Genomic DNA, 21323 nt, shown 5'->3' with positions numbered 1-21323 from the left:
GCGCTGTGCCCGGATTGCATCCGGGCTACGGGACTTTCGCACGCGACGAGCGGGGGCTTGGTGCGCACGGCGCACCCTACGGCCGCGCGCACCGCGGTCACCCGGCCGGCTGCAGGCGCAAACGGCGGATCAGCCATTTCTCCAGCTCGGCGACGACGAACAGCGCCAGCTCGGTCAGCACCACCCGCGTCCACTGCGCCGCATCCAGCGCGGTGGAGTGGAGCAGCCGCCGCAGCGGCGGTCGCCGAGGGCCGCATCGGCCTGGCAACGGGCCAGGGATTTCTCCACCGGCAGCGATTCGCCGGTCAGCGCCGCTTCCTCCACCCAGGTTCTTCACCCCGAGCAGGCTGCGGATGGCGTCGAGGGTGCCCTCCTGGATAAGCCGATCACCAGGTTGATCGGCAGCGCGGCGAGGATCACCCCGGGCTGATATGGATCAAGGCCCGGGTTCAGGCGGCTTGGCGCAGCTCGGTCGATTCGCCGTACAGGGCGGCGGCGATGCGGCTCTGCGCCTGGCGCGCCAGTTCGTTGCGGCTGGCGCTGGCGCTGGCGATCGGCGCCAGCAGCTGGATCTGCACCTCGCCGGCCTGGCTGCGCAGCAGGCGCAGCAGGTGGCTGAGCATGTCGTCGTCGCCGACGAAGGGCGCCACCGGGCACGGCTGGCCTGCGCGCAGGTAGCGGATGGCCACCGGCTGCACGGCCACGCCGCTGTCGATCGCGCTCGCCAGCAGGCGGCCGTGGAAGGTGCGCAGGCTGAGGCCGTCGGTGGTGGTGCCCTCGGGGAAGATCAGCAGGTGGCGGCCGCGCTGCAGATGGCGACCCAGCTGCTCGCCGACCAGGTTGCTGTCGCCCGAGCCGCGGCGGATGAACAGGGTGCCGGCCTTGTGCGCCAGCCAGCCGGCCAGCGGCCAGCTGCGCACCTCGGCCTTGGACAGGAAGGAGATCGGCTGCAGCGCGCCGAGCAGCGGGATGTCGGTCCAGGACACGTGGTTGGCGACCCACAGCATGGGCTGGGCCGGCAGCTCGCCTTCGACGCGCACGCGAAACGGCAGTGCGCCGCTGAGGCGGGCGAGGAACCAGCGGGTCAGGCGTTGGCGCAGGGCCATCAGGTCGTGGCGCACCAGGCGCTCGCACAGGCTGACCACGCCGGCCAGCAGGGCGCCGCAGGCGATCACCAGCAGCAGGTGGGCCAGGCGCAGGGACAGACGCAGTTGGGCCATCGGGGGCCTCCGGAGTGATTGAGCCGGCCACTGTCTACAGGGCCGGGTCGCGCGATGCAAGGGCTGGCGCCTGTAGTGTGTAGGTTGGGTTGAGAGGCGAAGCGACGAAGCCCAACGCGAGAGGCTTGGCGCAACGCCGAAGTGTGGCCGCACATTGCCCGTCGGGCATCGCTGCGCTCAGCCCAACCTACACGGCCGCCTTGAAGTGGCGGGCATAGCGCGGGCACAGCTCGTCGCGCTTGAGCAGGATGAAGACGTCGGCGACCTGGAAGTCGCGGTCCCAGCAGGGCTCGCCGCAGATCTTCGCGCCCAGGCGCATATAGGCCTTGAGCAGCGGCGGCATCTCGGCGATGACGTTGCCCGGCACGTCCAGTTGCGGCAGCGGGTGCCTGGGTTCGGCGCGCAGGTGTTCGGTGCACAGGTAGCGTTCGCGCAGGCGCTGCATGATCGCCTGGGCCTGGATGCCGCCGTCCTGCATGGAGATGCTGGCGCAGCCCATCAGGTAGCGGTAGCCGCCCTCGTTGAGCACCTCGGCCAGTTCGCCCCAGAGCACGGCGATGGTGGCGCCGTTGCGGTAGGCGCCATCGACGCAGGTGCGGCCGATCTCCAGCACCGGGCCTTGCAGCCCGGCCAGGCCGTGCAGGCTGAATTCCTCTTCGCTGTAGTAGCGGCCGAGGCCGGCGGCGGCCTGGTGGTCGAGCAGGCGGGTGGTGGCCACCAGCTCGCCGCTGTTGAGGTCGCGCACGCCGATATGCCGGCAGTGGATGTCGTAGTCGTCCATGTCCAGGCCCAGTTCGGCGCCGTTGAGCTTGGCGTCGAATTCGGCGCTGAACACCCGGTAGCGCAGGGCCTGGGCTTCGCGCAGGGCGGCGGGACCGACCAGGCGTTCGGCCTGCAGGCGGCGGGCGGTGTTGGGTGCAGTCTGGGTCATGCCTGAGCCTCCTTAACGCCGGCTTTCGGGACTTGCAGCCGGTCGATCTTGTTGGGCAAAGTCAGGCTAGGTAGCCGCGGTGTCACCGCCGTGAAGCTTTTTTGATGCTTGTGTGACGGCCGCCGGCCGTTGCCTGGAGGGAATACGCGATGCCCTGGTCAACCCTGCTGCAACCCGCCGCCCGCCTGAGCGCCGAACAGGGCCTGGAGGACTGGTACGCTCGCCTGCTGCAATGCCTGGGCGGGGCGCCGCAGCCCTTCGAGCTGGCCCTCGGCGGGCGCCTGGCGGCGACGCCGGGGCTGGCCTTTCTCGCCGGCTACCAGGCGGCGCTGCGCGTGCTGTGGCCGGCGGCGCCCTGGTCGGCCGGCGCGCTGTGCGTCACCGAAGGGCGCAGCACGCGGCCGGCGGATATGCACACCCGTATCGACGGCCTGCATCTCGACGGGCGCAAGGACTTCGTCACCGCCGCCGAGTGCGCCGACTGGCTGCTGGTGGCGGCGCGCGAGGACGGCCCGGGCGAGGCGCCGCGCCTGGTGCTCGGCGTGGTGCGCCAGGGCGCGCCCGGGGTGCGCATCGAGGCGCTGCCGGCTCTGGCGCTGATGCCGGATATCGGCCACGCCCGCCTGCATCTGCAGCAGGCGCAGTGCGAGCGCCTGGCCGGCGACGGCTGGGCCGACTACGTGAAACCCTTTCGCAGCATCGAGGACGTCCATGTGCTCGCCGCGCTGTGCGCCTGGCTGCACGGCGTCGGCCAGGACTGCGCCTGGCCCGAGGCCCTGCAGCTGCGCCTGCTGGCGCAGCTGGCCGGCTGCGCCGAGGTGGCCCGGCAATGCCCGAGCGCGGCGCCCACGCACCTGCTGCTGGCCGGCCTGTTCGCCCAGCAGCGAGCGCTGGCGGCCGAGCTGGACGCCGCCTTCGCCGCCGGCCCGGCGCAGTGGGCGGCGTTGTGGCAGCGCGACCAGGGCCTGCTGCAGATCGCCGAAAGTGCGCGGGCCAAGCGCCTGGAAAAGGCGTGGCAGATTGTCGCCCGGGCTTGATCCAGGTCAGTAGTCGCCATCGCGACAAGCCCTAGCATCGCAGCCTTTTGCGAGAGAGCCTGCCATGCGCCGCGAGCCCATCGTGCTGTTCGATAACGGCAGCCACCAATGCCTGATGTTCGATGACCTGGTCAGCGGCGAGGGCGTGCAGTCCAACCAGTTCCTGATCACCGACCACGAGCAGTACCTGCTGCTCGACCCCGGCGGCGACCTGACCTACACGCCGCTGTCGCTGGAGCTGTCCAAGCACATCCCGGTGCAGGACCTGACCTATATCTTCGCCTCGCACCAGGACCCGGACATCATCGCCTCGCTGGACAAGTGGCTGCTGCACACCCGCGCGCGGGTGATCTGCTCCAAGCTGTGGGCGCGCTTTCTGCCGCACCTGACCGCCAACTACCTGGCGCTGAGCCGCGGCATCAACACCTTCGATCGCATCATCGCGCTGCCCGACCGCGGCCAGAGCATCGCCCTGGGCCGGTGCACGCTGAAGGCGGTGCCGGCGCATTTCCTCCATTCGGTGGGCAACTTCCAGCTGTATGACCCGGTGAGCAAAATCCTCTTCTCCGGCGACATGGGCGCCTCGCTGGTGGACGACGCCAACCCGGTGCGCGACTTCGTCAACCACCTGCCCAACATGGAGGGCTTCCACCGCCGCTACATGGCCGGCAACAAGGCCTGCCGGCTGTGGGCGGCGATGGTCCGCGAGATGGACGTGGCGATGATAGTGCCGCAGCACGGCCGGCCCTTCGTCGGTGCGGAGATGATCAGCGCCTTCCTCTACTGGATCGAGAACCTCGAATGCGGCCTCGACCTGATGGGGCCGGAGGACTATCGCCTGCCGAGCTGAGGCGCGCTCGGTGGCTTGGCTGCGATGGGGCGGGCGGAGCGCGGTGCGCTTCGCCGGTTTGGCTGCGATCGGTCGGGCGGAGCGCGGTGCGCTTCGCCGGTTTGGCTGCGATCGGTCGAGCGGAGCGCGGTGCGCTCCCTGTTGGGCTTCGCTGCGCTCAGCGCCAACCTACCTTTGCCCGTATGCACGGGCGCTGCGGCGCTTCAAGCGGTCACCGGCTCCGTGCTAGGGTGCGCCTCGATTTCCTCTCGAGGCCGCCCATGAGCCCCTTTTCCCTTCGCCGTATGAGCCTGCTGCTCGGCCTCAGCCTGCTGGCCGGCATCGTCCGGGCCGAGTCCTGGCCGCAGCCGGACTGGCAAACCATCCCCCGCAGCGACAGCCCGGCCATCGCCGCGCTGGAGGCCTACGCCTTCGCCCCGCGCGACGACGCCACGCGCCAGGGCGTGCGCAGCGACGCGCTGCTGGTGGTCAAGGACGGGCAGATCGTCTACGAACGCTACGCCGCGCCGACCAACGCCGACACCGCGCACCTGACCTGGTCGATGGCCAAGAGCCTGCTCGCCACCACCCTCGGCGTGGCCTACGGCGAGGGCCGCTTCAAGCTGGACGCGCCGGTGGCCAAGTACTACCCGGCGATGGCCGAGCACCCGCAGGTCAAGGTCGGTCACCTGCTCAACTGGGCCTCGGGCCTGGCCTGGCAGGAGGACTACGAGTACGCGCCGCTGAAGTCCTCGGTGATCGCCATGCTCTACACCCGCGGCCGCGACGACATGGCCGGCTTCGCCGCGGCGCATGCCGCCGATGCCGCGCCGGGGGTGCGCTTTCGCTACTCCAGCGGCGACAGCAACCTGCTGGCCGCCGCGCTCAAGGGCATGGTCGGCGCCGAGGCCTACCCGGACTACCCCTGGACCGCGCTGTTCGAGCCGCTGGGCATCGCCAGCGCGACCTGGGAACGCGACGGCGCCGGCACCTTCGTCGCCTCCTCCTACGCCTACCTGAGCGCCCGCGACCTGGCCCGCGTCGGCCTGCTGCTGCAGCGCGGCGGCCGCTGGGGCGAGCGCCAGCTGCTGCCGCCGGCCTGGGTCGAGTTCGTCGCCACGCCGTTCGCCGGCTACCAGCCGCAGACGGCCAAGCCCGGCGACGCGGTACCCGGCGCCCATTGGTGGCTCAACGCCGAGCTGCCCGGCGCCGCCCGGCCATGGCCGGATGCGCCGGCCGATACCCTGGCCGCCCTCGGCCACTGGGGCCAGGGCCTGTACGTGCTGCCCGAGGAGAAGCTGGTGGTGGTGCGCTACGCCGACGACCGCGACGGCAGCTACAGTCATAACGAACTGCTCAAGCGCGTGCGTGCGGCCTTCGCCGAGGAGGTGCAGCCATGATCCGTCGTCGTCCCTGGCTGACCCTGCTGCTGTTGCTGGTCATCCTGCTGATCGCCCTGGCCTGGCCCAATCGCGCGCACCTGGCGGCCTTCCCCGACATCATCGGCGCCTACACCGCCAAGGAGTACTGCTCCTGCCGTTACGTCAGCGGCAATCCGGCGGCCTATTGCGAAGCTTACGTCGCCCAGTACCTGCCGATCGGCAGCCTGCTCGACGATACGGCCGGCAAGCGGGTGACCGCCAGCGGCCTGGGGCGCACCCACAGTGCCGCCTGGCTGGGCGCGCGCCAGGGCTGCCAGCTGTTGCCGAACGACTAGCCAGCAACCCTCTCCCTCAAATGGGAGAGGGGAGCCAGGCCAGCCCTGGGCGAGATGATCGACCGTGTAGCCCGGATGCAATCCGGGGCATGCTGGTAAAGCACTCCCGGATTGCATCCGGGCTACGCCTCGACAGGGCGCCGGGCTTTGCAAGCCCGGCCGCGGCGACTATCGTTGCGCCTGGTCATGCCGTTTGCCGAGTCCCCATGCGTCGTTCGCTGTTTGCCCTGTTGCTGGCCGCCGCCTTGCCCGTCCAGGCCGATTGGTACCTGGACAACGAGTCCTCGCGGCTGTCCTTTATCTCCACCCATTCCGGCAACCTGTCGGAGGTGCACCGCTTCCTCACCCTGCACGGGCAGATCGGCGCCGACGGCCGCGCCCGCCTGCGCATCGAGCTGGACTCGCTGAGCACCGGCATCCCGTTGCGCGACGAGCGCCTGCGCGCCATGCTGCTGGACACCGAGCGCCTGCCCGAGGCGCGGGTCGCCGCGCAGGTCAACCTGGCGCAGCTCACCGACCTGGCGCCGGGCGCGCAGCTGGAACTGCGCCTGCCGCTGACCCTGACCCTCAACGAGCGCGCGCGCCAGCTGGAGGCCGAGCTGCTGGTCACCCGCCTGGACGACCGCCGCTTCCAGGTGGTCAGCCTGGCGCCGCTGGTGCTGCACGCCGAGGACTTCGGCCTGGCCGGCGGCATCGAGGCGCTGCGCAAGGTGGCCGACCTGTCCGCCATCAGCCTGTCGGTGCCGGTGGGTGCGGTGCTGATCTTCACCGCTCGCTGATGCGCGGCGCGATCTTCCCCTGGCGCGGCGGCAACCGCTTCGCCCTGCTGCTCGACGGCGCGCAGTTCTTCCCGCGCATGCTCGCCGCCATCGACGCCGCCGAGCGCCAGGTCGAGCTGGAGCTATACCTGGTCGAGGACGGCCAGTGCAGCGAGCGCCTGGTCGCCGCGCTGTGCCGGGCGGCGGCGCGCGGCGTGGCGGTGCGCGGGCTGTTCGATGCCTTCGGCGCCGCCGGCCTGGGCCAGGCGCTGCGCCAGCGCCTGCAAGCGGCCGGGGTGCAGCTGCGCTGGTACAACCCGCTGCGCTGGCGCCGCGGCCTGCGCAATTTCCAGCGCGACCACCGCAAGCTGCTGCTGGTCGACCGGCGCCTGGCCTATGTCGGCGGCACCGGCGCGACCGATCAGTTCTGGCTGCCGGAGCAGGCCGACAGCGCCTGGCACGAGGCCATGGTGGAGATCGAAGGGCCGCTGGTGCACGACTGGCAGCAACTGTTCGAGTACCAGTGGCAGGCCTGCCTGGCGCGCTTCGCCTGGCAGCCGCCGCGCCTGCCGGGGCTGCGCAAGCTGCCGGGCAACCCGCCGGCGGGGCAGGGCCTGGGCCGGGTGGCCTACGCCGATGCGGCGCAGCACCGCGACATCCTGCAATCGCTGGTGCGTGCGCTGCGCGCGGCCAAGCATCGGGTGTGGCTGGCCACGCCCTATTTCCTGCCGACCTGGAAGGTGCGCCGGGCGTTGCGCCGCGCCGCGGCCAGCGGCGTCGAGGTGCGCCTGCTGCTGACCGGCCGGCACACCGACCATCCGCCGGTGCGTTTCGCCGGCCAGCGCTACTACCCGCGCCTGCTCAAGGCCGGGGTGCGCATCTTCGAGTACCAGCCGCGCTTTTTGCACCTGAAGATGGTGCTGGTGGACGACTGGGTCAGCGTCGGCTCGTGCAACTTCGACCACTGGAACCTGCGCTTCAACCTCGACGCCAACCTCGAGGCGCTCGACCCCGAGCTGACCGCCGCGGTGACCGCCAGCTTCGTCGCCGACTTTGCCGCCAGCGCCGAGATCACCCTCGCCGACTGGCGCGCGCGGCCCTGGTGGCGGCGCCTGCAGCAGCGTCTGTGGGGCTGGCTGGATCGTCTGGCGGTCAACCTGCTCGATCGCTGGCGCTGAGCCGATATCCCGCCTGCCGCAATGCGAAAAGTTCCCGCCGCGCCTGATACCCCGTCATTCAGCAAGTCGAGGGGCGGCGTGAGCGTCCGCGCCAGGGCGCCGTTCATACTTTCGGGCGACAGGCGAAATCCCTCCTTGGTGCGCTTATCCGGCTCCTGACCGCTGCGTAGGGTGGCGAACAGCTGTACCCACCCTCAGGAGACCCGCATGACAAGAACAACAGGGCCCGGAATTTTCCAGCCGCACACCTTGGCCTTGGCCATCGCCGTCGGCTGCGCCGCCCCGGCGCAGGCCGTCACTTTCAATATCGGCGAGATCGAGGGCCAGCTCGACAGCAGCCTGTCGATCGGCGCCAGCTGGTCGATGCGCAGCCCCGACCGCGACCTGATCGGGCCGAACAACGGCGGCCAGGGCCAGGCGCAGACTGGCGACGACGGCCGGCTGAACTTCAAGAAGGGCGAGACCTTCTCGAAGATCTTCAAGGGCATCCACGACCTCGAACTGCGCTACGGCGATACCGGCGTGTTCGTCCGCGGCAAGTACTGGTACGACTTCGAGCTGAAGGATGAGAGCCGCCTGTTCAAGGACATCGACGACCACAACCGCAAGGAGGGCGCGCAGTCCTCCGGTGCGGAGATCCTCGACGCCTTCCTCTACCACAACTACGCCCTCGGCGACCTGCCGGGCACGGTGCGGGTCGGCAAGCAGGTGGTCAGCTGGGGCGAGAGCACCTTTATCGGCAACAGCATCAACTCGATCAACCCCATCGACGTCGCCGCCTTCCGCCGTCCCGGCGCGGAGATCAAGGAAGGCCTGATCCCGGTCAACATGCTCTACCTGTCGCAGAGCCTGACCGACCAGCTGAGCATGGAGGCCTTCTACCAGCTGGAGTGGGACCAGACCATCATCGACAACTGCGGCACCTTCTTCTCCACCGCCGACGTCGCCGCCGACGGCTGCGACAGCGGCTACCACGTCGGCTCGCCGGCCATCGCGCCGCTCGAGCCGGTGGCGGCGGCCTTCGGCCAGGGCTTCGAGGTCGACGCCGAGGGCGTGATCCTGCCGCGCGGCGGCGACCGCGACGCGCGCGACGACGGCCAGTGGGGCCTGGCCCTGCGCTGGCTGGGCGACGAGACCGAGTACGGCGCCTACGTGATGAACTACCACAGCCGCACGCCCATCGTCAGCACGCAGAACGTCGGCCTGGCCACCCTGGCCGCGCTGCCGGGCATCATCGGCGTCGCCGAGGGCATCGCCCCGGGCAGCGGCGGCGGTCTGGCGCAGAGCGTGCTGCTGGGCAACGGCAACTACTACCTGGAATACCCCGAGGACATCCGCCTCTACGGCCTCAGCTTCTCCACCAGCCTGCCCACCGGCACCGCCTGGAGCGGCGAGGTCAGCTACCGGCCGAACCTGCCGCTGCAGATCAACACCACCGACATTACCCGCAGCCTGCTCAATCCCATCGCCCCGGGCATCTCGCCGGTGTCGGCCGGGCCGGGCGAGGACAACGTCGGCTACAAGCGCAAGGAAGTCACCCAGCTGCAGACCAGCTTCACCCACTTCTTCGACCAGGTCATGGGCGCCGGGCGCTTCACCCTGGTCGGCGAGATCGGCCTGGCCCATGTCGGCGGCCTGGAGAGCCGCGAGGAGCTGCGCTACGGCCGCGACTCGCTGTACGGCGCCTATGGTTTCGACGGCGACACCCATGGCTTCACCACCAGCACCTCCTGGGGCTACCGCGTGCGCGGCATCTGGGAATACAGCAACGCCTTCGCCGGGGTGAACCTCAAGCCGAACGTCTCCTGGTCGCACGACGTCGAGGGTTACGGCCCCAACGGCCTGTTCAACGAGGGCGCCAAGGCGGTGAGCCTCGGCATCGACGCCGACTACCGCAACACCTACAGCGCCAGCCTGTCGTACACCGACTTCTTCGGCGGCGACTACAACACCGCGGTCGACCGCGACTTCCTCGCGCTCAGCTTCGGCGTGAGCTTCTAGGACCCATCAGGATCAGTTGAGGAATGCAGATGAACACCACCCTGAAACTCTTCGGCGCGCTGTCCCTGAGCCTGTTGGCCGGCAGCGTTCTGGCCGCGGTGAGCCCCGAGGAGGCGGCCAAGCTGGGCACCAGCCTGACCCCGCTGGGCGCGCAGATGGAAGGCAACGCCGCCGGCAGCATCCCGGCCTGGACCGGTGGCCTGGCCACCAATGCGGCCAAGGTCGACGAGCGCGGCTTCCTCGGCGACCCCTTCGCCAATGAGCAACCGCTGTTCACCATCACCGCGCAGAACCTGGAACAGTACAAGGACCAGCTGTCCGCCGGGCAACTGGCGATGTTCCAGCGCTACCCGCAGAGCTACCGCATGCCGGTCTATCCGAGCCATCGCACCGCCGCGGTGCCGGCCTCGATCTACCAGGCGGCCAAGACCAGCGCGGTGAATACCGGCCTGGTCGACGGCGGCAACGGCCTGACCAACTTCACCGACAGCCGCTACTACGCCTTCCCGATCCCACAGAACGGCCTGGAGGTGGTGTGGAACCACATCACCCGCTACCGCGGCGGCAACCTCAAGCGCAGCATCGTGCAGGCCTCGCCGCAGACCAACGGCAGCTACACCCTGGTGCACTTCGAGGACGAGGTGGCCTTCCCCGACAATATCCCGGACATCGACCCGGGCAAGGCGGAGAACGCCCTGCTGTTCTTCAAGCAGCGGGTCACCGCGCCGTCGCGCCTGGCCGGCAACGTGCTGCTGGTGCACGACTCGCTCGATCAGGTCGCGGAGCCGCGCATGGCCTGGCTCTACAACGCCGGCCAGCGCCGCGTGCGGCGCGCACCGCAGGTGGCCTACGACGGCCCGGGCACCGCCGCCGACGGCCTGCGCACCTCGGACAACTTCGACATGTACAACGGCGCGCCGGATCGCTACGACTGGAAGCTGGTGGGCAAGCGCGAGCTGTACATTCCCTACAACAACTACCGCCTGGCCTCGCCCGAGGTGAAGTACGCGGACATCCTCAAGGCCGGGCATATCAACCAGGACCTGACCCGCTACGAGCTGCACCGGGTGTGGGAGGTGGAGGCGACGCTGAAGGCCGGCGAGCGCAACATCTACGCCAAGCGCCGCTTCTACGTCGACGAGGATTCCTGGCAGATCGCCCTGTCCGAGCACTACGACGGCCGCGGCCAGCTGTGGCGGGTCGGCGAGGCGCAGCTGCTGCAGCACTACGCCGAGCAGGTGCCGGTGTACGCCCTGGAGGCGCTGTACGACATCGTCGCCGGGCGCTACCTGGCCATCGGCATGGCCAACGAGGAGAAGCGCTCGATCCAGTACGGCACCCAGGCCTCGGCCAAGGACTTCACCCCAGCGGCGCTGCGTAACGCCGGGGTGCGCTGAGGCTCGCTCGCAACCACGGCGCCGCCTATCGGGGCGGCGTCGTCTTTTCTGCCCGCCATGCTCCCGTGAATCTCTCGGCATAAGCCCGATGGGGTGCAGTCGGCGCCGCGGCGGGCGTACCATCGGCGCGTGGTTCCACAATTACAAGCAGAGAGAACCGCTGCCATGCCGACCCTCGCCATCGCTCGCCAGAGCGCAGTGCCTGCGCACCCCGCCGATTTGCCGCGGCTGCCGCCCGCCGTCGTGCCCCGTCCCGCCCTCAGCCAACGCCTGCTCGCCAGCGAGGCGCGCCTGCGCCTGCTCTGCGCGCCGGCAGGCTTCGGCAAGAGCGTGCTGCTCGGTCAGTGCGCGCGCCTGACCCCGGCGGGCACCCGTCGCATCTGGCTGGATCTGGGCGGCCGCCGGCTGAGCCCGGCGCAACTGCTGGCGCGCCTGGCCGCGGCGCTGCAATGCGCGGCGGCGGACGGCGAGGCGGAGGACGCCTTGCTGGCGTTATTGCACGAGCAGGGCGGGCGGCTGTGGATCTTTCTCGACGATTACCCGCGCCAGCCCGATGCCGAGCTGGACGCCTGCCTCGACCGGCTGTTCGCCGCCGCCCCGGCGCAGGTGACCTGGTGGGTGGCCAGCCGCCGCGCGCCGGCCTGGAACCTGCCGCGCCTGCTGCTGCAGGGCGATTTGCTGGAGCTGCAGGGCGAGGATCTGGCGCTGGACGCCGAGGGCCTCGAGGCGCTGCTCGCCGCCCTGCAACTGGAGCTGGCCGACGACTGCCGGCGGGTGTTGCTGCAGCGCAGCGAAGGCTGGCTGGCGGCGATTCGCCTGCTGCTGCTCGATGCCGACGAGGCCGCCCTGCGCCAGCGCCTGCAGGCCGGCTGCGCGCTGCTGCGCGACTATGTCGAACGCGAGGTGCTGGACGGCCTGGACGCCGAGCTGCGTGGCGACTTCTGTGCCCTGGCGCTGCTGCCGCGTTTCTCTGGCGAACTCTGCGCACACCTGCTGGAAGGCCGCGGCGGCGAGCTGCTGGGCGAGCTGCAGCGGCGCCAGTTGTTTATCCGCGCGCTGGACAGCAGCGGCACCTGGTTCCGCCTGTGGCGCCCGTTGGCCCAGGTGCTGCGCGGCCTGCCCGGCGCGGCGCCGCAGGCGCCGGTGCACCTGCGCGCCTGCCAGTGGTTCGCCCGCCACGGCGATATCCGCGAGGCGGTGGAGCATGCTCTGCACGCCGGCCAGGTCGAGGTGGCGGTCAACTACCTGCAACGCTTCAGTCAGGAGCAGCTGCTGCAGGGCCAGTCGGTCGCGCAGTTCCTGCAATGGCGCGAGGAGCTGCCGGCCTGGCTGTTCGCCAGCTCGCCGCGGTTGATCGTGCTGCAGGCCTGGGCGCTGATCATCTGCGCGCGTTTCGACGAGGCCAGCGAGTGCATGCAGGCGCTGGCGCACTTCCTGCCGCAGCCCGATGCACGCCGCCAGCGCAAGCTGCTCGCCCACTGGCAGGCGCTGGCCGGGGTGCTGGCGCGCCAGTGCGGCCGCCGCGACGCTCGCCAGCATTGCCTGGAGGCCTTGCAGGCGCTGGACGAGGGCGCCTGGTCGCAACGCATCCTCTGCTACCAGGCGCTGGCCCAGCAGAGCCTGGCGGAGAATGCCCTGGATCAGGCCCGTCAGCACCTCGACCAGGGCCTGCGCCTGGCGCGTCTGCACGGCAGCCTGGTCTACGAGGCGCTGCTCAACACCGATCAGTGTTTGCTGCTGGAGATGCAGGGCGAAGCCGGGCGCGCCGCCGAGCTGGCCGAGCAGTCGCTGGAGCTGCTGCGCGGTCAGCTCAGCCACAGCCCGGTGGTCGGCCGCCTGCTGCTGTTGCGCGCCAGCCTGCTGGCCCGCCAGGGCCTCGACGAGCTGGCGCAGCAGGCCTATCGCCAGGGCCTGCAGGAGGCCGAAGGCTGCGAGGACGGCTACACCATCGCCGGCTACCTCGGCCTGCTGGAACTGGCCGAGAGCCGCGGCGAGTTCGACGAGGCCTACCAGTGGCTGCAGAAGGCCGAGCGCGCGATGCAGTGGTCGCATGTGCCGGAGGTGCGCTACCGCGGCGTGCTGCAGCTCGGCGCCGGGCGCCTGCTGCTGCGCCAGGATCAGGCCGGGCGCGCGCGCGAGGTGTTCGCCCAGACCCTGCAGCAGCTGCAGCAACGCCAGCAGCTGGCGCCGTCCGGCTTCTACGACCTGCTGCCGCGCCTGCGTCGTTACCTGGCGATCAGCGACCTGCTGCTCGGCCACTGTGCCGCCGCCGAGCATGCCCTGCACCTGCTGCTCGACGAGTGCGAGTCGGCCGGGCATCGCAGCCTGGCCTGCGAGTGCCGCGTCAGCCTGGCGGAAAGCCTGCTGGCGCAGGGCCGCGAGGCGGAGGGCGAGGCGCTGTTGGGCGCGGCGCTGGACGAGGCGCGCCGTCTGCGTCTGCTGCGCCCGCTGGAGGAGCTGCAGCAGCGCCAGCCGCAGTGGCTGCAGCGGCTGTTGCCGGGGGAAGCCAGCCTCTATCGGCGCCTGCTCGAGCCGGCGCCGGCGGCCGATCAGCCGGCCAGCGCCGGTAGCGCCCTGCTCAGTTCGCGCGAGCTGGCGGTGCTGCAGCTGATCGCCCAGGGTTGTTCCAACCAGGAGATCGCCGACCGCCTGTTCATCTCGCTGCACACGGTCAAGACCCATGCCCGGCGGATCAACGTCAAGCTCGGCGTGCAGCGCCGCACCCAGGCGGTGGCGATGGCCAAGGCCTGGGGCTTGATGGGGGAGTGAGAGGGCCCGCTCGCGCGGCGAGCGGGCAGGGCGGTCAGCCGAGGAAGTAGAAGGCGCCGCAGATCACCGCGCCCGAGTACAGCAGCATGATCAGGCAGTAGCCCATGATGTCGCGCGCGCCGAGGCCGACGATACCGAGCAGCGGCAGGGCCCAGAACGGCTGGATCATGTTGGTCCAGGCGTCGCCCCAGGCGATCGCCATGGCGGTGACGGTGGGCGACACGCCGAGGGCCTGCGCCGCCGGCAACATGATCGGCCCCTGCACCGCCCACTGGCCGCCGCCGGACGGCACGAAGACGTTGACCACCCCGGCGCTGAGGAAGGCCAGCAGCGGGAAGGTGTCGGCCGACGACCAGGAGATGAAGGCCTCGGTGATCTGCCGGCCGAGGGAGATGCCGTCGGCGTTGGCGCCCATCATCATGCCCATGATCCCGGCGTAGAAGGGGAACAGCAAAACGATGCCGCCGATGCCGCGCACGCTTTCGTCCACCGCGCGCATGTAGCGCTCCGGGGTGCCGTGCAGCAGCAGGCCGCAGAACAGGAAGATGGCGATCACCACGTCGAGTCCGAGGACGAAGCCCTTGCTGCTGAAGTGGTTGAACAGGTAGATCGCCGCCATGGCCACCAGCGCCAGGCCGAGGATGCGGCTGTCGTCCAGGCGCTGCGCCGGGGTCTCGCGGGCCGGCAGGTCGGCGTGGGACTCCACCAGCTTGGCGGCATCGGCCACCTTGGCGTCCCGGCGCGGGTGCATGGCGCGGTTGAGCAACGGCAGGCCGATCACCAGCAGCGCGACTATGGTCAGGTTGATCGGGCTGAACAGGGTCTGGGTGATGCTCACCGGCTCGCTCAGCACGCCGGCGGTGATGCGCGCCAGATCCGGGCCGCCGGTGGCCAGCGACAGTGGGATGGAGCCGGCCAGGCCGCCATGCCAGATGAGGAAGCCGGAATAGGCCGAGGCCACCAGCAGCGGGTAGTCCACGCCTTGCACCTGGCGCGCCAGGGCGCGGGCGAACACGGCGCCGATCACCAGGCCGAAACCCCAGTTGATCCAGCAGCCGAGCAGCGCCACCAGGGTGACCAGCACCACGGCCTGGCCGGGTGTGCGGGCCAGGGCGGCCAGGCGGTCGAGCTGACGGTTGACCACCGGCGCGCTGGCCAGGGCGTGGCCGGTGACGAAGATCAGCGCCATCTGCATGGCGAAACCGAGCAGGGTCCAGAAGCCACCACTCCAGTGCTGCACCATGGCCGGTAGCGACTGGCCGGTGGAGGAAATGCCGGCGACCAGCACGGCCAGGGTCAGCAGTGCGGAGAACACGAAAGGCGAGGGTAGGTAGCGCTGTACCAGACTCACGCTCAGGCGGGTGAGGGTGTTGAACATGGATGACGCCTCTTTTTTATGGTTGTGCTTCAGGGCTTGCGACCAGGCATTAGAGGTTGGCTGAGCCTGGGGTGGAAATGACAAAGCCCGGCACGAGGCCGAGCTGGTTGGCTGCGTTGGTGCATTCATGCGTCGCATCGTGGGAGGGGCTTTAGCCGCGATGACTTCAGAGCAGTCGCCGCTAAAGCGCCTCCCACGGGGTAACGTGCGTCAGCCTCGCTCGATGGCCAGCGCCACGCCCTGGCCGCCGCCGATGCACAGGGTGGCCAGGCCCTTCTTCGCGTCGCGCTTGATCATCTCGTGCAGCAGGCTGACCAGCACGCGGCAGCCGGAGGCGCCGATGGGGTGGCCGAGGGCGATGGCGCCGCCGTTGACGTTGACCTTGGCGGCGTCCCAGCCCAGCTCCTGGCCGACCGCCAGGGCCTGGGCGGCGAAGGCCTCGTTGGCTTCGATCAGGTCCAGCTCGGCCAGGCTCCAGCCGGCCTTGTCCAGGCAGCGGCGGGTGGCCGAGACCGGGGCGATGCCCATGATCGCCGGGTCGACGCCGGCATTGGCATAGCCGGCGATCCTGGCCAGCACCGGCAGGCCCAGCGCCTGCGCCTTGGCCGCGCTCATCAGCAGCACCGCGGCGGCGCCGTCGTTAAGGCTGGAGGCGTTGCCGGCGGTGACGCTGCCGTCCTTCCTGAACGCCGGCTTGAGCTTGCCCAGCGATTCGGCGCTGGTGCCGGCGCGCGGCTGCTCGTCGCGGGCGAAGGAAAGCGGCTCGCCCTTGCGCTGCGGGATCAGCACCGGGGTGATCTCGGCAGCGAAGCGACCGCTCTCGATGGCCGTGCAGGCCTTCTGCTGCGAGGCGGCGGCGAAGGCGTCCTGGGCTTCGCGGGAAATCCCGTATTTCTCCACCAGGTTCTCCGCGGTGATGCCCATATGGTAGTCGTTGAAGGCGTCCCACAGGCCGTCGAGGATCATGCTGTCCTGCAGTTGCGCATGGCCCATGCGCAGGCCGGTACGGGCCTTGGGCAACACATAGGGGGCCAGGCTCATATTTTCCATGCCGCCGGCGATGACCACCTCGGCATCGCCGCAGCGAATCGCCTGGGCGGCCAGGTGCAGGGCTTTCAGACCCGAGCCGCAGACCTTGTTCAGGGTCAGCGCCGGCACGGCATGCGGCAGGCCGGCGCGGATGGCCGCCTGGCGCGCGGGGTTCTGCCCGGAGCCGGCGGTGAGCACCTGGCCGAGGATCACCTCGTCGACCTGAGCGCCGTCGAGGCCGGTCTGCTCCAGCAGGCGCTTGATCACGATGGCGCCGAGCTCGGGGGCGGGAATCTCCGCCAGGCTGCCCTGGAAGCTGCCGATGGCAGTGCGGGTGGCGGCGACTATGACGACGTCTTGCATGCTTGACTCCTAGGCGAGAGCGAATCGCTCCACGCTGCAGTGCGATACCAGAGCCGTGGGAGGCGCTTTAGCGGCGAGTTTCCAGTCGCGGCTAAAGCCTCTGCCACAAGCCCCATCTGGCCGAACTAAAAACGCCCCGAAGACGCCGTGCGTGGTGGCGCCTTCGAGACGGTAGACAACCTTAGAAGCTCATTTCCGGCACGTGCTCGGGCACGATCAGCTTGCCGGCGGTCTTGGCGACGATTTCCTCGACGCTCACCCCCGGCGCGCGCTCGCGCAGGACGAAGGCGTTGTTCTCGATTTCGAGGTAGGCCAGGTCGGTCAGCACCTTGCGGATGCAGCCGCAGCCGGTGAGCGGCAGGCTGCAGTGTTCCAGCAGCTTGGACTCGCCATCCTTGGAGGCGTGGGTCATGGTGACGATGATGTTATCGGCGCCGGCCACCAGATCCATGGCGCCGCCCATGCCCTTGACCAGCTTGCCGGGGATCATCCATGAGGCGATGTTGCCGCGCACGTCCACCTCGAAGGCGCCGAGCACGGTGAGGTCGACGTGGCCGCCGCGGATCATGGCGAAGGATTCGGCCGAGTTGAAGATCGATGCGCCCTTGACCGCGGTGACGGTCTGCTTGCCGGCGTTGATCATGTCGGCGTCCACCTCGGCCTCGGTGGGGAAGGCGCCCATGCCGAGCAGGCCGTTCTCCGACTGCAGCATCACGGCCATGCCCTCGGGCACGTAGTTGGCCACCAGGGTGGGGATGCCGATGCCCAGATTCACGTAGTAGCCGTCTTGCAGTTCGCGGGCGACGCGCTGGGCCATCTGTTCACGGGTCAAAGCCATGGTCGTTCTCCTCAGGCGCGCAGGGTGCGTTTTTCGATGCGTTTTTCGAAGCTGCCGCAGATCAGCCGGTCGACGTAGATGCCGGGGGTGTGGATCTGCGTCGGGTCCAGCTCGCCGGGCTCGACGATTTCTTCCACCTCGACCACGGTGATGCGCCCGGCGGTGGCCACCAGCGGGTTGAAGTTCTGCGCGGTGTGGCGATAGACCACGTTGCCGAAGTGGTCGGCCTTCCAGCCCTTGACGATGGCGAAGTCGCCGGTGATGGCCGGTTCGAGGATGTAGTGGCGGCCGTTGATCTCGCGCGCCTCCTTGCCCTCGGCGACCGGGGTGCCGTAGCCGGTGGCGGTGAAGAAGGCGGGGATGCCGGCGCCGCCGGCGCGCAGCTTCTCGGCCAGGCTGCCCTGCGGGGTCAGTTCGACTTCCAGCTCGCCGGACAGCAGCTGCTGCTCGAACAGCGCGTTCTCGCCGACGTAGGAGGCGATCATCTTGCGGATCTGCCGGTCTTCCAGCAGCACGCCGAGGCCGAAGCCGTCGACGCCGCAGTTGTTGGACACCACGGTGAGGTCGCGCACGCCGCGGCGGCGGATCTCCTTGATCAGGTTTTCGGGGATACCGCACAGGCCGAAGCCGCCGGCCAGCACGGTCATGCCGTCCTGCAGGCCGTGCAGGGCTTCTTCATAGCTGCCGACGCGCTTGTCGAGTCCGCTCATCTCGGGGTGCCTCTTGTTGTTATCCGGGGTGAGGCCAAGCTTCATGTCTGGGGAGTGATTTGTTAAGTTTGTTTTTCCTCTGAATTGATCAGGTAAGTAAATCAATGACCGTCAAGCAGCTGCGCGCCTTCCTCGCCGTGGCGCAGAACCTGAGCTTCGCCCAGGCCTGCGAACGCCTGCACCTGTCGCAACCGGCGCTGAGCCTGGCGATCAAGAACCTGGAGGAGTCGCTCGGCGGCCAGTTGCTGGTGCGCACCACCCGCAGCGTGGCGCTGACCCCCGAGGGCGAGACCCTGCTGCCGATCGCCGTGCGCCTGCTGGCCGACTGGGACAACGCCGAGGATCTGCTGCGTCAGCACTTCAGCCTGCAGCTGGGCAAGGTGGCGGTGGCGGCCATGCCCTCGTTCGCCGGCAACCGCCTGCCGGCGGCGCTGCGCGCCTTCCGCGACGCCCATCCGCGGGTGGGGGTGACGGTGCACGACGTGATCAACGAGCAGGTGCTGGAGATGGTCCGCGATCGCCGCGTCGAGCTGGGCATCGCCTTCGAGCCGGCGACCCTCGACGGCCTGCAGTTCACCGCGCTGTACGACGACCGCTTCGTCGCCGTGGTGCCGGCGGGCAGCGCCCTGGCCGAGCAGGACGCATTGAGCTGGGCGCAGCTGCTGGAACAGCCCTTTATCACCCTGCAGCGGCCCTCGGCGGTGCGCCTGCTGCTGGAGGACAGCGTCATCGCCACGCACGGCAGGCTGCCGGTGGCCTTCGAGAGCCACCAGTTGGTGACGGTGGGGCGCATGGTCGCCGAGGGCCTGGGCGTCAGCGCGGTGCCCAGCCTGTGCCGGCGGCAGATGGAGGAATTGGGCGCGCGCTGCCTGCCGCTGAGCGAGCCGCAGGTCGCCCGTCGCGTCGGCCTGCTGCACCTGGCCGGGCACCAGCTGTCGCGCGCCGCGCAGGCGTTGAGCGAGACGCTGTTGCGTCAGGCGGAGGTTTAAAGCCGGTGGCGTCGGGCCACAACGCTGGTAGGAGCCGCTTCCTGCGGCGAATGGCGATCGCGTAGGGTGGACATGCCGCCAGGCTTGTCCGCCGAATCACAGGTGGACAAGGCTTCGCCATGTCCACCCTACAGACTAGGCCGTGCGCAGCTGATGGCGCTGGCATCGGGCGGATGAAACCCGCCACCCGCTCGCTAGCGCAGCCGCTGCCAGTCCTCGGCGGTATCGACATCCAGCACCAGCCCCGGATCGTCCAGCGCGACGATCCGCACGGCGTCCGGGTTGTGCTGAATCACCGACCTGGCGCCGGTGTCGCCGCTCAGCGCGGCGAGCTGCGGCCACAAGCGGCGGCCGAACAGCACCGGATGGCCGCGGCTGCCGCCATAACTCGGCAGCAGGATGCGCTCGGCGTCGGCTTGCGCCAGCAGGGTGTCGAGGCTGTCGCGGCGAATCGACGGCATATCGGCGAGAAAGATCGCCACCGCCTGCGCCGACGATTCGGCCAACAGGCGCCGCGCCCCGGCGGCCAGGCTATGGCCCATGCCCTGGGCGCTGGCCGGGTCCTGGACGATGCGCACGGATGCCGGCAGCCCCAGCTCGGCGGGCGTCTCGTCCGGGCGCAGCACCAGCCACACCTCGTCCAGCGCCGCGCAGGGCAGGGCCAGGCTGGCGCTCAGCAGCGAGCGGCCGTCGGCCAGGGTCGCGCGGCGCTTGTCGGCGCCGAAACGGCGGCTGTAGCCGGCGGCCAGCATCAGGGCGGCGACGGCGAGGGGCGGGGCGGGCATGGCCATGGGCGGTTTCCACTGCGCAGGGAGCCGGCGCCTGACGGCGTTCAGGCGTGGGGCGCTCGAGCATAACCCGTATCGCCCGCCGCGTGCCTCGCCTTGGCCTCTACCGGCTGCAGGCGGCGCCGGCCAATTCGATGCGGCCGAAACGGGCGTTGGCGTCGAGCGGGGTGATGGCCAGCAACTGGTCGAGGCGCACCTCGAACTGGCCGTTATCGGTCTGCAGCACGAGAAACTCCTCCTTGCTCGGCGCCGTGCGCGTGGTCAGCGCCCTGGCCGCGAAGCCCGGGCCGTCGAGCAGCTCGATCTGCAGGCGGTAGCCATGCATGCAGGCGATCTCCAGGTAGTCGTGCAGATCGCAGTTCAGCGGCCGATACGCGTTCATGCTGGGTCTCCTAGCAGCCTTGCAGTTCGATGATGTAGTAGCCCTGCCCGGCGATGGCGGCGGCGACCTCGGGGTGGGCCGGTTCGCTGTGGCAGAACTGGCAGCGGCTCTGTTCGATGTCGGCATCCTGCACGCCGCGCTCGCTCATCCAGTCGCGGGCGTACTGGCTGGCGCGAGCCTGGTCGTTGCCTTCGGTCAGCACGTCGAAGTGCAGGTAGCGGCCGTCGCGGGTGCGCACATGGGTGTCGAAGACATTCACCTTCATCACTTTTTCTCCGTCCAGGTGGCCGGCAGCGACAGGTCGCCGGAGGCCACGTCCCATACGCTGGAGACGCACAGCAGCGGGCTGTGCAGATCGGCGTTGACCTGCAGCGCGGCGGTCACCCCGTCGTAGTTGAAGCTGGCGGGAAAACCCACGGCGGCCAGGGGGACGCGAATCTGTGCGGCGTCGTTGTTCAGGCTCAGCTTATAGCCGGGCGAATCGATATAGATCGCTGCGCCGGGCCAGGTGGCCGGCAGCCTGGGCTTGGCACCCTCGGGAATGTCGCGCACCTTGAGGCCGCTGGGGCCGCAGCTGGCGTCCTTGGTCAGCACCACCCAGTGCGAATGCCACAGGCCGCCGTCGTTGCCCTTGTCGCCGTCGCCGTTCTCATCGAGCTGCGGCGTGTCGTCGAAGTCCGGGTGCGAGGTCAGCGCCAGGGCGAGGATGCCCGAATCGTCCGCGAAGCCGACCGCGCCGCTGTTCAGGCTGGTCGGCCAGACGTAGCTGTACACCTCGGCGCCGGCGAAGCTGCCCTTGGCCGTAGGCGTGCGGCTGCCGGCGTTACCATCGACCAGTTGCTCGAACACCAGATCCTGGCCGTCCTTGAACACGCGGGTGTGCACCAGATCGAAGGCGGCTTCGATCTTGGCGCTCTTCTCGCTGTGGATGCCCTCCGGACCGTGGGCCCAGGCCGTGCTGGCGAGCAATGCAGAGAGCGCGAACGCGATAGGGTTTTTCATGGCCGGC

Annotated in this window: 21 protein-coding genes; 10 read left to right on the top strand and 11 right to left on the bottom strand. The window is 69.8% G+C overall.

What is annotated here, in order from left to right; all coding sequences use genetic code 11:
* Positions 1–97: 97 nt before the first annotated feature.
* The 3 genes from ACIGKL_RS06530 to olsB all read right to left on the bottom strand — a co-directional run bounded on the left by ACIGKL_RS06530 (position 98) and on the right by olsB (position 2151).
* Complete coding sequence (locus ACIGKL_RS06530) at positions 98–268, bottom strand: hypothetical protein (RefSeq protein WP_397485874.1); 171 nt, start codon at positions 266–268, stop codon at positions 98–100.
* A 181-nt stretch (positions 269–449) separates the two neighbouring features.
* Positions 450–1220 carry a lysophospholipid acyltransferase family protein gene (locus ACIGKL_RS06525; protein WP_397485873.1) on the bottom strand — a complete coding sequence of 257 codons (771 nt, stop codon included), beginning with the start codon at positions 1218–1220 and terminating at the stop codon, positions 450–452.
* Positions 1221–1407: 187 nt separating this feature from the next.
* The gene (olsB, locus tag ACIGKL_RS06520) at positions 1408–2151 is read right to left on the bottom strand and encodes an L-ornithine N(alpha)-acyltransferase (RefSeq protein ID WP_397485872.1); all 744 of its coding nucleotides are present in this window, start codon (positions 2149–2151) and stop codon (positions 1408–1410) included.
* A gap of 149 nt (positions 2152–2300) precedes the next feature.
* On the opposite strand from olsB, the gene ACIGKL_RS06515 reads away from it, so the two are divergent.
* From ACIGKL_RS06515 to ACIGKL_RS06475, 9 genes are all read left to right on the top strand, one after another.
* The gene (locus ACIGKL_RS06515; RefSeq protein WP_397485871.1) at positions 2301–3188 is read left to right on the top strand and encodes an acyl-CoA dehydrogenase; all 888 of its coding nucleotides are present in this window, start codon (positions 2301–2303) and stop codon (positions 3186–3188) included.
* 64 nt (positions 3189–3252) lie between these two features.
* Positions 3253–4038, top strand: a complete 786-nt coding sequence (locus ACIGKL_RS06510) for an MBL fold metallo-hydrolase (RefSeq protein ID WP_397485870.1) — start codon at positions 3253–3255, stop codon at positions 4036–4038.
* 260 nt (positions 4039–4298) lie between these two features.
* Positions 4299–5417, top strand: a complete 1119-nt coding sequence (locus ACIGKL_RS06505; RefSeq protein ID WP_397485869.1) for a serine hydrolase domain-containing protein — start codon at positions 4299–4301, stop codon at positions 5415–5417.
* Positions 5414–5734 carry an amidase gene (locus ACIGKL_RS06500; protein WP_397485868.1) on the top strand — a complete coding sequence of 107 codons (321 nt, stop codon included), beginning with the start codon at positions 5414–5416 and terminating at the stop codon, positions 5732–5734. Before ACIGKL_RS06505 ends, ACIGKL_RS06500 begins: the two co-directional genes overlap by 4 nt.
* A 206-nt stretch (positions 5735–5940) precedes the next feature.
* Positions 5941–6513: a YceI family protein gene (locus ACIGKL_RS06495; RefSeq protein ID WP_397485867.1), complete on the top strand. Its 573-nt coding sequence runs from the start codon at positions 5941–5943 to the stop codon at positions 6511–6513.
* The gene (locus tag ACIGKL_RS06490) at positions 6513–7670 is read left to right on the top strand and encodes a phosphatidylserine/phosphatidylglycerophosphate/cardiolipin synthase family protein (protein WP_397485866.1); all 1158 of its coding nucleotides are present in this window, start codon (positions 6513–6515) and stop codon (positions 7668–7670) included. Before ACIGKL_RS06495 ends, ACIGKL_RS06490 begins: the two co-directional genes overlap by 1 nt.
* A gap of 207 nt (positions 7671–7877) precedes the next feature.
* Positions 7878–9671: a DUF1302 domain-containing protein gene (locus ACIGKL_RS06485; protein WP_397485864.1), complete on the top strand. Its 1794-nt coding sequence runs from the start codon at positions 7878–7880 to the stop codon at positions 9669–9671.
* A 29-nt stretch (positions 9672–9700) separates the two neighbouring features.
* Positions 9701–11068, top strand: a complete 1368-nt coding sequence (locus ACIGKL_RS06480) for a DUF1329 domain-containing protein (protein WP_397485863.1) — start codon at positions 9701–9703, stop codon at positions 11066–11068.
* A gap of 165 nt (positions 11069–11233) precedes the next feature.
* A complete protein-coding gene (locus tag ACIGKL_RS06475; RefSeq protein ID WP_397485862.1) occupies positions 11234–13837 on the top strand; it encodes a LuxR C-terminal-related transcriptional regulator in 2604 nt (867 codons plus the stop codon).
* 34 nt (positions 13838–13871) lie between these two features.
* Here ACIGKL_RS06475 and ACIGKL_RS06470 read toward each other — a convergent pair whose 3' ends face one another.
* The 4 genes from ACIGKL_RS06470 to ACIGKL_RS06455 all read right to left on the bottom strand — a co-directional run bounded on the left by ACIGKL_RS06470 (position 13872) and on the right by ACIGKL_RS06455 (position 18155).
* Complete coding sequence (locus ACIGKL_RS06470) at positions 13872–15215, bottom strand: short-chain fatty acid transporter (RefSeq protein WP_397485860.1); 1344 nt, start codon at positions 15213–15215, stop codon at positions 13872–13874.
* 210 nt (positions 15216–15425) lie between these two features.
* Positions 15426–16607: an acetyl-CoA C-acetyltransferase gene (locus ACIGKL_RS06465; protein ID WP_397485859.1), complete on the bottom strand. Its 1182-nt coding sequence runs from the start codon at positions 16605–16607 to the stop codon at positions 15426–15428.
* Positions 16608–16788: 181 nt separating this feature from the next.
* Positions 16789–17445 (bottom strand): CoA transferase subunit B, encoded by a 657-nt coding sequence (locus ACIGKL_RS06460; RefSeq protein ID WP_397485858.1) that lies wholly within the window; start codon positions 17443–17445, stop codon positions 16789–16791.
* Between the two features lie 11 nt (positions 17446–17456).
* Positions 17457–18155, bottom strand: a complete 699-nt coding sequence (locus tag ACIGKL_RS06455; protein WP_397485857.1) for a CoA transferase subunit A — start codon at positions 18153–18155, stop codon at positions 17457–17459.
* A gap of 104 nt (positions 18156–18259) precedes the next feature.
* Here ACIGKL_RS06455 and ACIGKL_RS06450 point away from each other — a divergent pair, with 104 nt between their 5' ends.
* A complete protein-coding gene (locus tag ACIGKL_RS06450) occupies positions 18260–19144 on the top strand; it encodes a LysR family transcriptional regulator (protein ID WP_397485856.1) in 885 nt (294 codons plus the stop codon).
* 194 nt (positions 19145–19338) lie between these two features.
* Here ACIGKL_RS06450 and ACIGKL_RS06445 read toward each other — a convergent pair whose 3' ends face one another.
* The 4 genes from ACIGKL_RS06445 to ACIGKL_RS06430 all read right to left on the bottom strand — a co-directional run bounded on the left by ACIGKL_RS06445 (position 19339) and on the right by ACIGKL_RS06430 (position 21316).
* Positions 19339–19935, bottom strand: coding sequence for an NTP transferase domain-containing protein (locus tag ACIGKL_RS06445; RefSeq protein ID WP_397485855.1), 597 nt, complete (start codon positions 19933–19935; stop codon positions 19339–19341).
* 100 nt (positions 19936–20035) lie between these two features.
* Entirely contained in the window at positions 20036–20314 is a 279-nt protein-coding gene (locus ACIGKL_RS06440; protein WP_397485854.1) for a Rho-binding antiterminator, read from the bottom strand.
* Between the two features lie 10 nt (positions 20315–20324).
* Positions 20325–20579: a DUF2024 family protein gene (locus ACIGKL_RS06435; protein WP_397485853.1), complete on the bottom strand. Its 255-nt coding sequence runs from the start codon at positions 20577–20579 to the stop codon at positions 20325–20327.
* Entirely contained in the window at positions 20579–21316 is a 738-nt protein-coding gene (locus tag ACIGKL_RS06430; protein ID WP_397485852.1) for a hypothetical protein, read from the bottom strand. Before ACIGKL_RS06430 ends, ACIGKL_RS06435 begins: the two co-directional genes overlap by 1 nt.
* Between the last annotated feature and the right edge of the window lie 7 nt (positions 21317–21323).

Source organism: Pseudomonas sp. NPDC077186, assembly GCF_044543505.1.
GTDB lineage: Bacteria > Pseudomonadota > Gammaproteobacteria > Pseudomonadales > Pseudomonadaceae > Aquipseudomonas.
This window is presented reverse-complemented; position numbering and strand designations above follow the sequence as displayed.

Coding starts and splice junctions, on each gene's coding strand:
- ACIGKL_RS06525 (WP_397485873.1), bottom strand. CDS start 1,220: ATGGCCCAACTGCGTCTGTCCCTGCGCCTGGCCCACCTGCTGCTGGTG.
- olsB (WP_397485872.1), bottom strand. CDS start 2,151: ATGACCCAGACTGCACCCAACACCGCCCGCCGCCTGCAGGCCGAACGC.
- ACIGKL_RS06440 (WP_397485854.1), bottom strand. CDS start 20,314: ATGAACGCGTATCGGCCGCTGAACTGCGATCTGCACGACTACCTGGAG.
- ACIGKL_RS06475 (WP_397485862.1), top strand. CDS start 11,234: ATGCCGACCCTCGCCATCGCTCGCCAGAGCGCAGTGCCTGCGCACCCC.
- ACIGKL_RS06455 (WP_397485857.1), bottom strand. CDS start 18,155: ATGAGCGGACTCGACAAGCGCGTCGGCAGCTATGAAGAAGCCCTGCAC.
- ACIGKL_RS06485 (WP_397485864.1), top strand. CDS start 7,878: ATGACAAGAACAACAGGGCCCGGAATTTTCCAGCCGCACACCTTGGCC.
- ACIGKL_RS06450 (WP_397485856.1), top strand. CDS start 18,260: ATGACCGTCAAGCAGCTGCGCGCCTTCCTCGCCGTGGCGCAGAACCTG.
- ACIGKL_RS06465 (WP_397485859.1), bottom strand. CDS start 16,607: ATGCAAGACGTCGTCATAGTCGCCGCCACCCGCACTGCCATCGGCAGC.
- ACIGKL_RS06470 (WP_397485860.1), bottom strand. CDS start 15,215: ATGTTCAACACCCTCACCCGCCTGAGCGTGAGTCTGGTACAGCGCTAC.
- ACIGKL_RS06500 (WP_397485868.1), top strand. CDS start 5,414: ATGATCCGTCGTCGTCCCTGGCTGACCCTGCTGCTGTTGCTGGTCATC.
- ACIGKL_RS06510 (WP_397485870.1), top strand. CDS start 3,253: ATGCGCCGCGAGCCCATCGTGCTGTTCGATAACGGCAGCCACCAATGC.
- ACIGKL_RS06445 (WP_397485855.1), bottom strand. CDS start 19,935: ATGGCCATGCCCGCCCCGCCCCTCGCCGTCGCCGCCCTGATGCTGGCC.
- ACIGKL_RS06435 (WP_397485853.1), bottom strand. CDS start 20,579: ATGAAGGTGAATGTCTTCGACACCCATGTGCGCACCCGCGACGGCCGC.
- ACIGKL_RS06490 (WP_397485866.1), top strand. CDS start 6,513: ATGCGCGGCGCGATCTTCCCCTGGCGCGGCGGCAACCGCTTCGCCCTG.
- ACIGKL_RS06460 (WP_397485858.1), bottom strand. CDS start 17,445: ATGGCTTTGACCCGTGAACAGATGGCCCAGCGCGTCGCCCGCGAACTG.
- ACIGKL_RS06430 (WP_397485852.1), bottom strand. CDS start 21,316: ATGAAAAACCCTATCGCGTTCGCGCTCTCTGCATTGCTCGCCAGCACG.
- ACIGKL_RS06495 (WP_397485867.1), top strand. CDS start 5,941: ATGCGTCGTTCGCTGTTTGCCCTGTTGCTGGCCGCCGCCTTGCCCGTC.
- ACIGKL_RS06505 (WP_397485869.1), top strand. CDS start 4,299: ATGAGCCCCTTTTCCCTTCGCCGTATGAGCCTGCTGCTCGGCCTCAGC.
- ACIGKL_RS06515 (WP_397485871.1), top strand. CDS start 2,301: ATGCCCTGGTCAACCCTGCTGCAACCCGCCGCCCGCCTGAGCGCCGAA.
- ACIGKL_RS06480 (WP_397485863.1), top strand. CDS start 9,701: ATGAACACCACCCTGAAACTCTTCGGCGCGCTGTCCCTGAGCCTGTTG.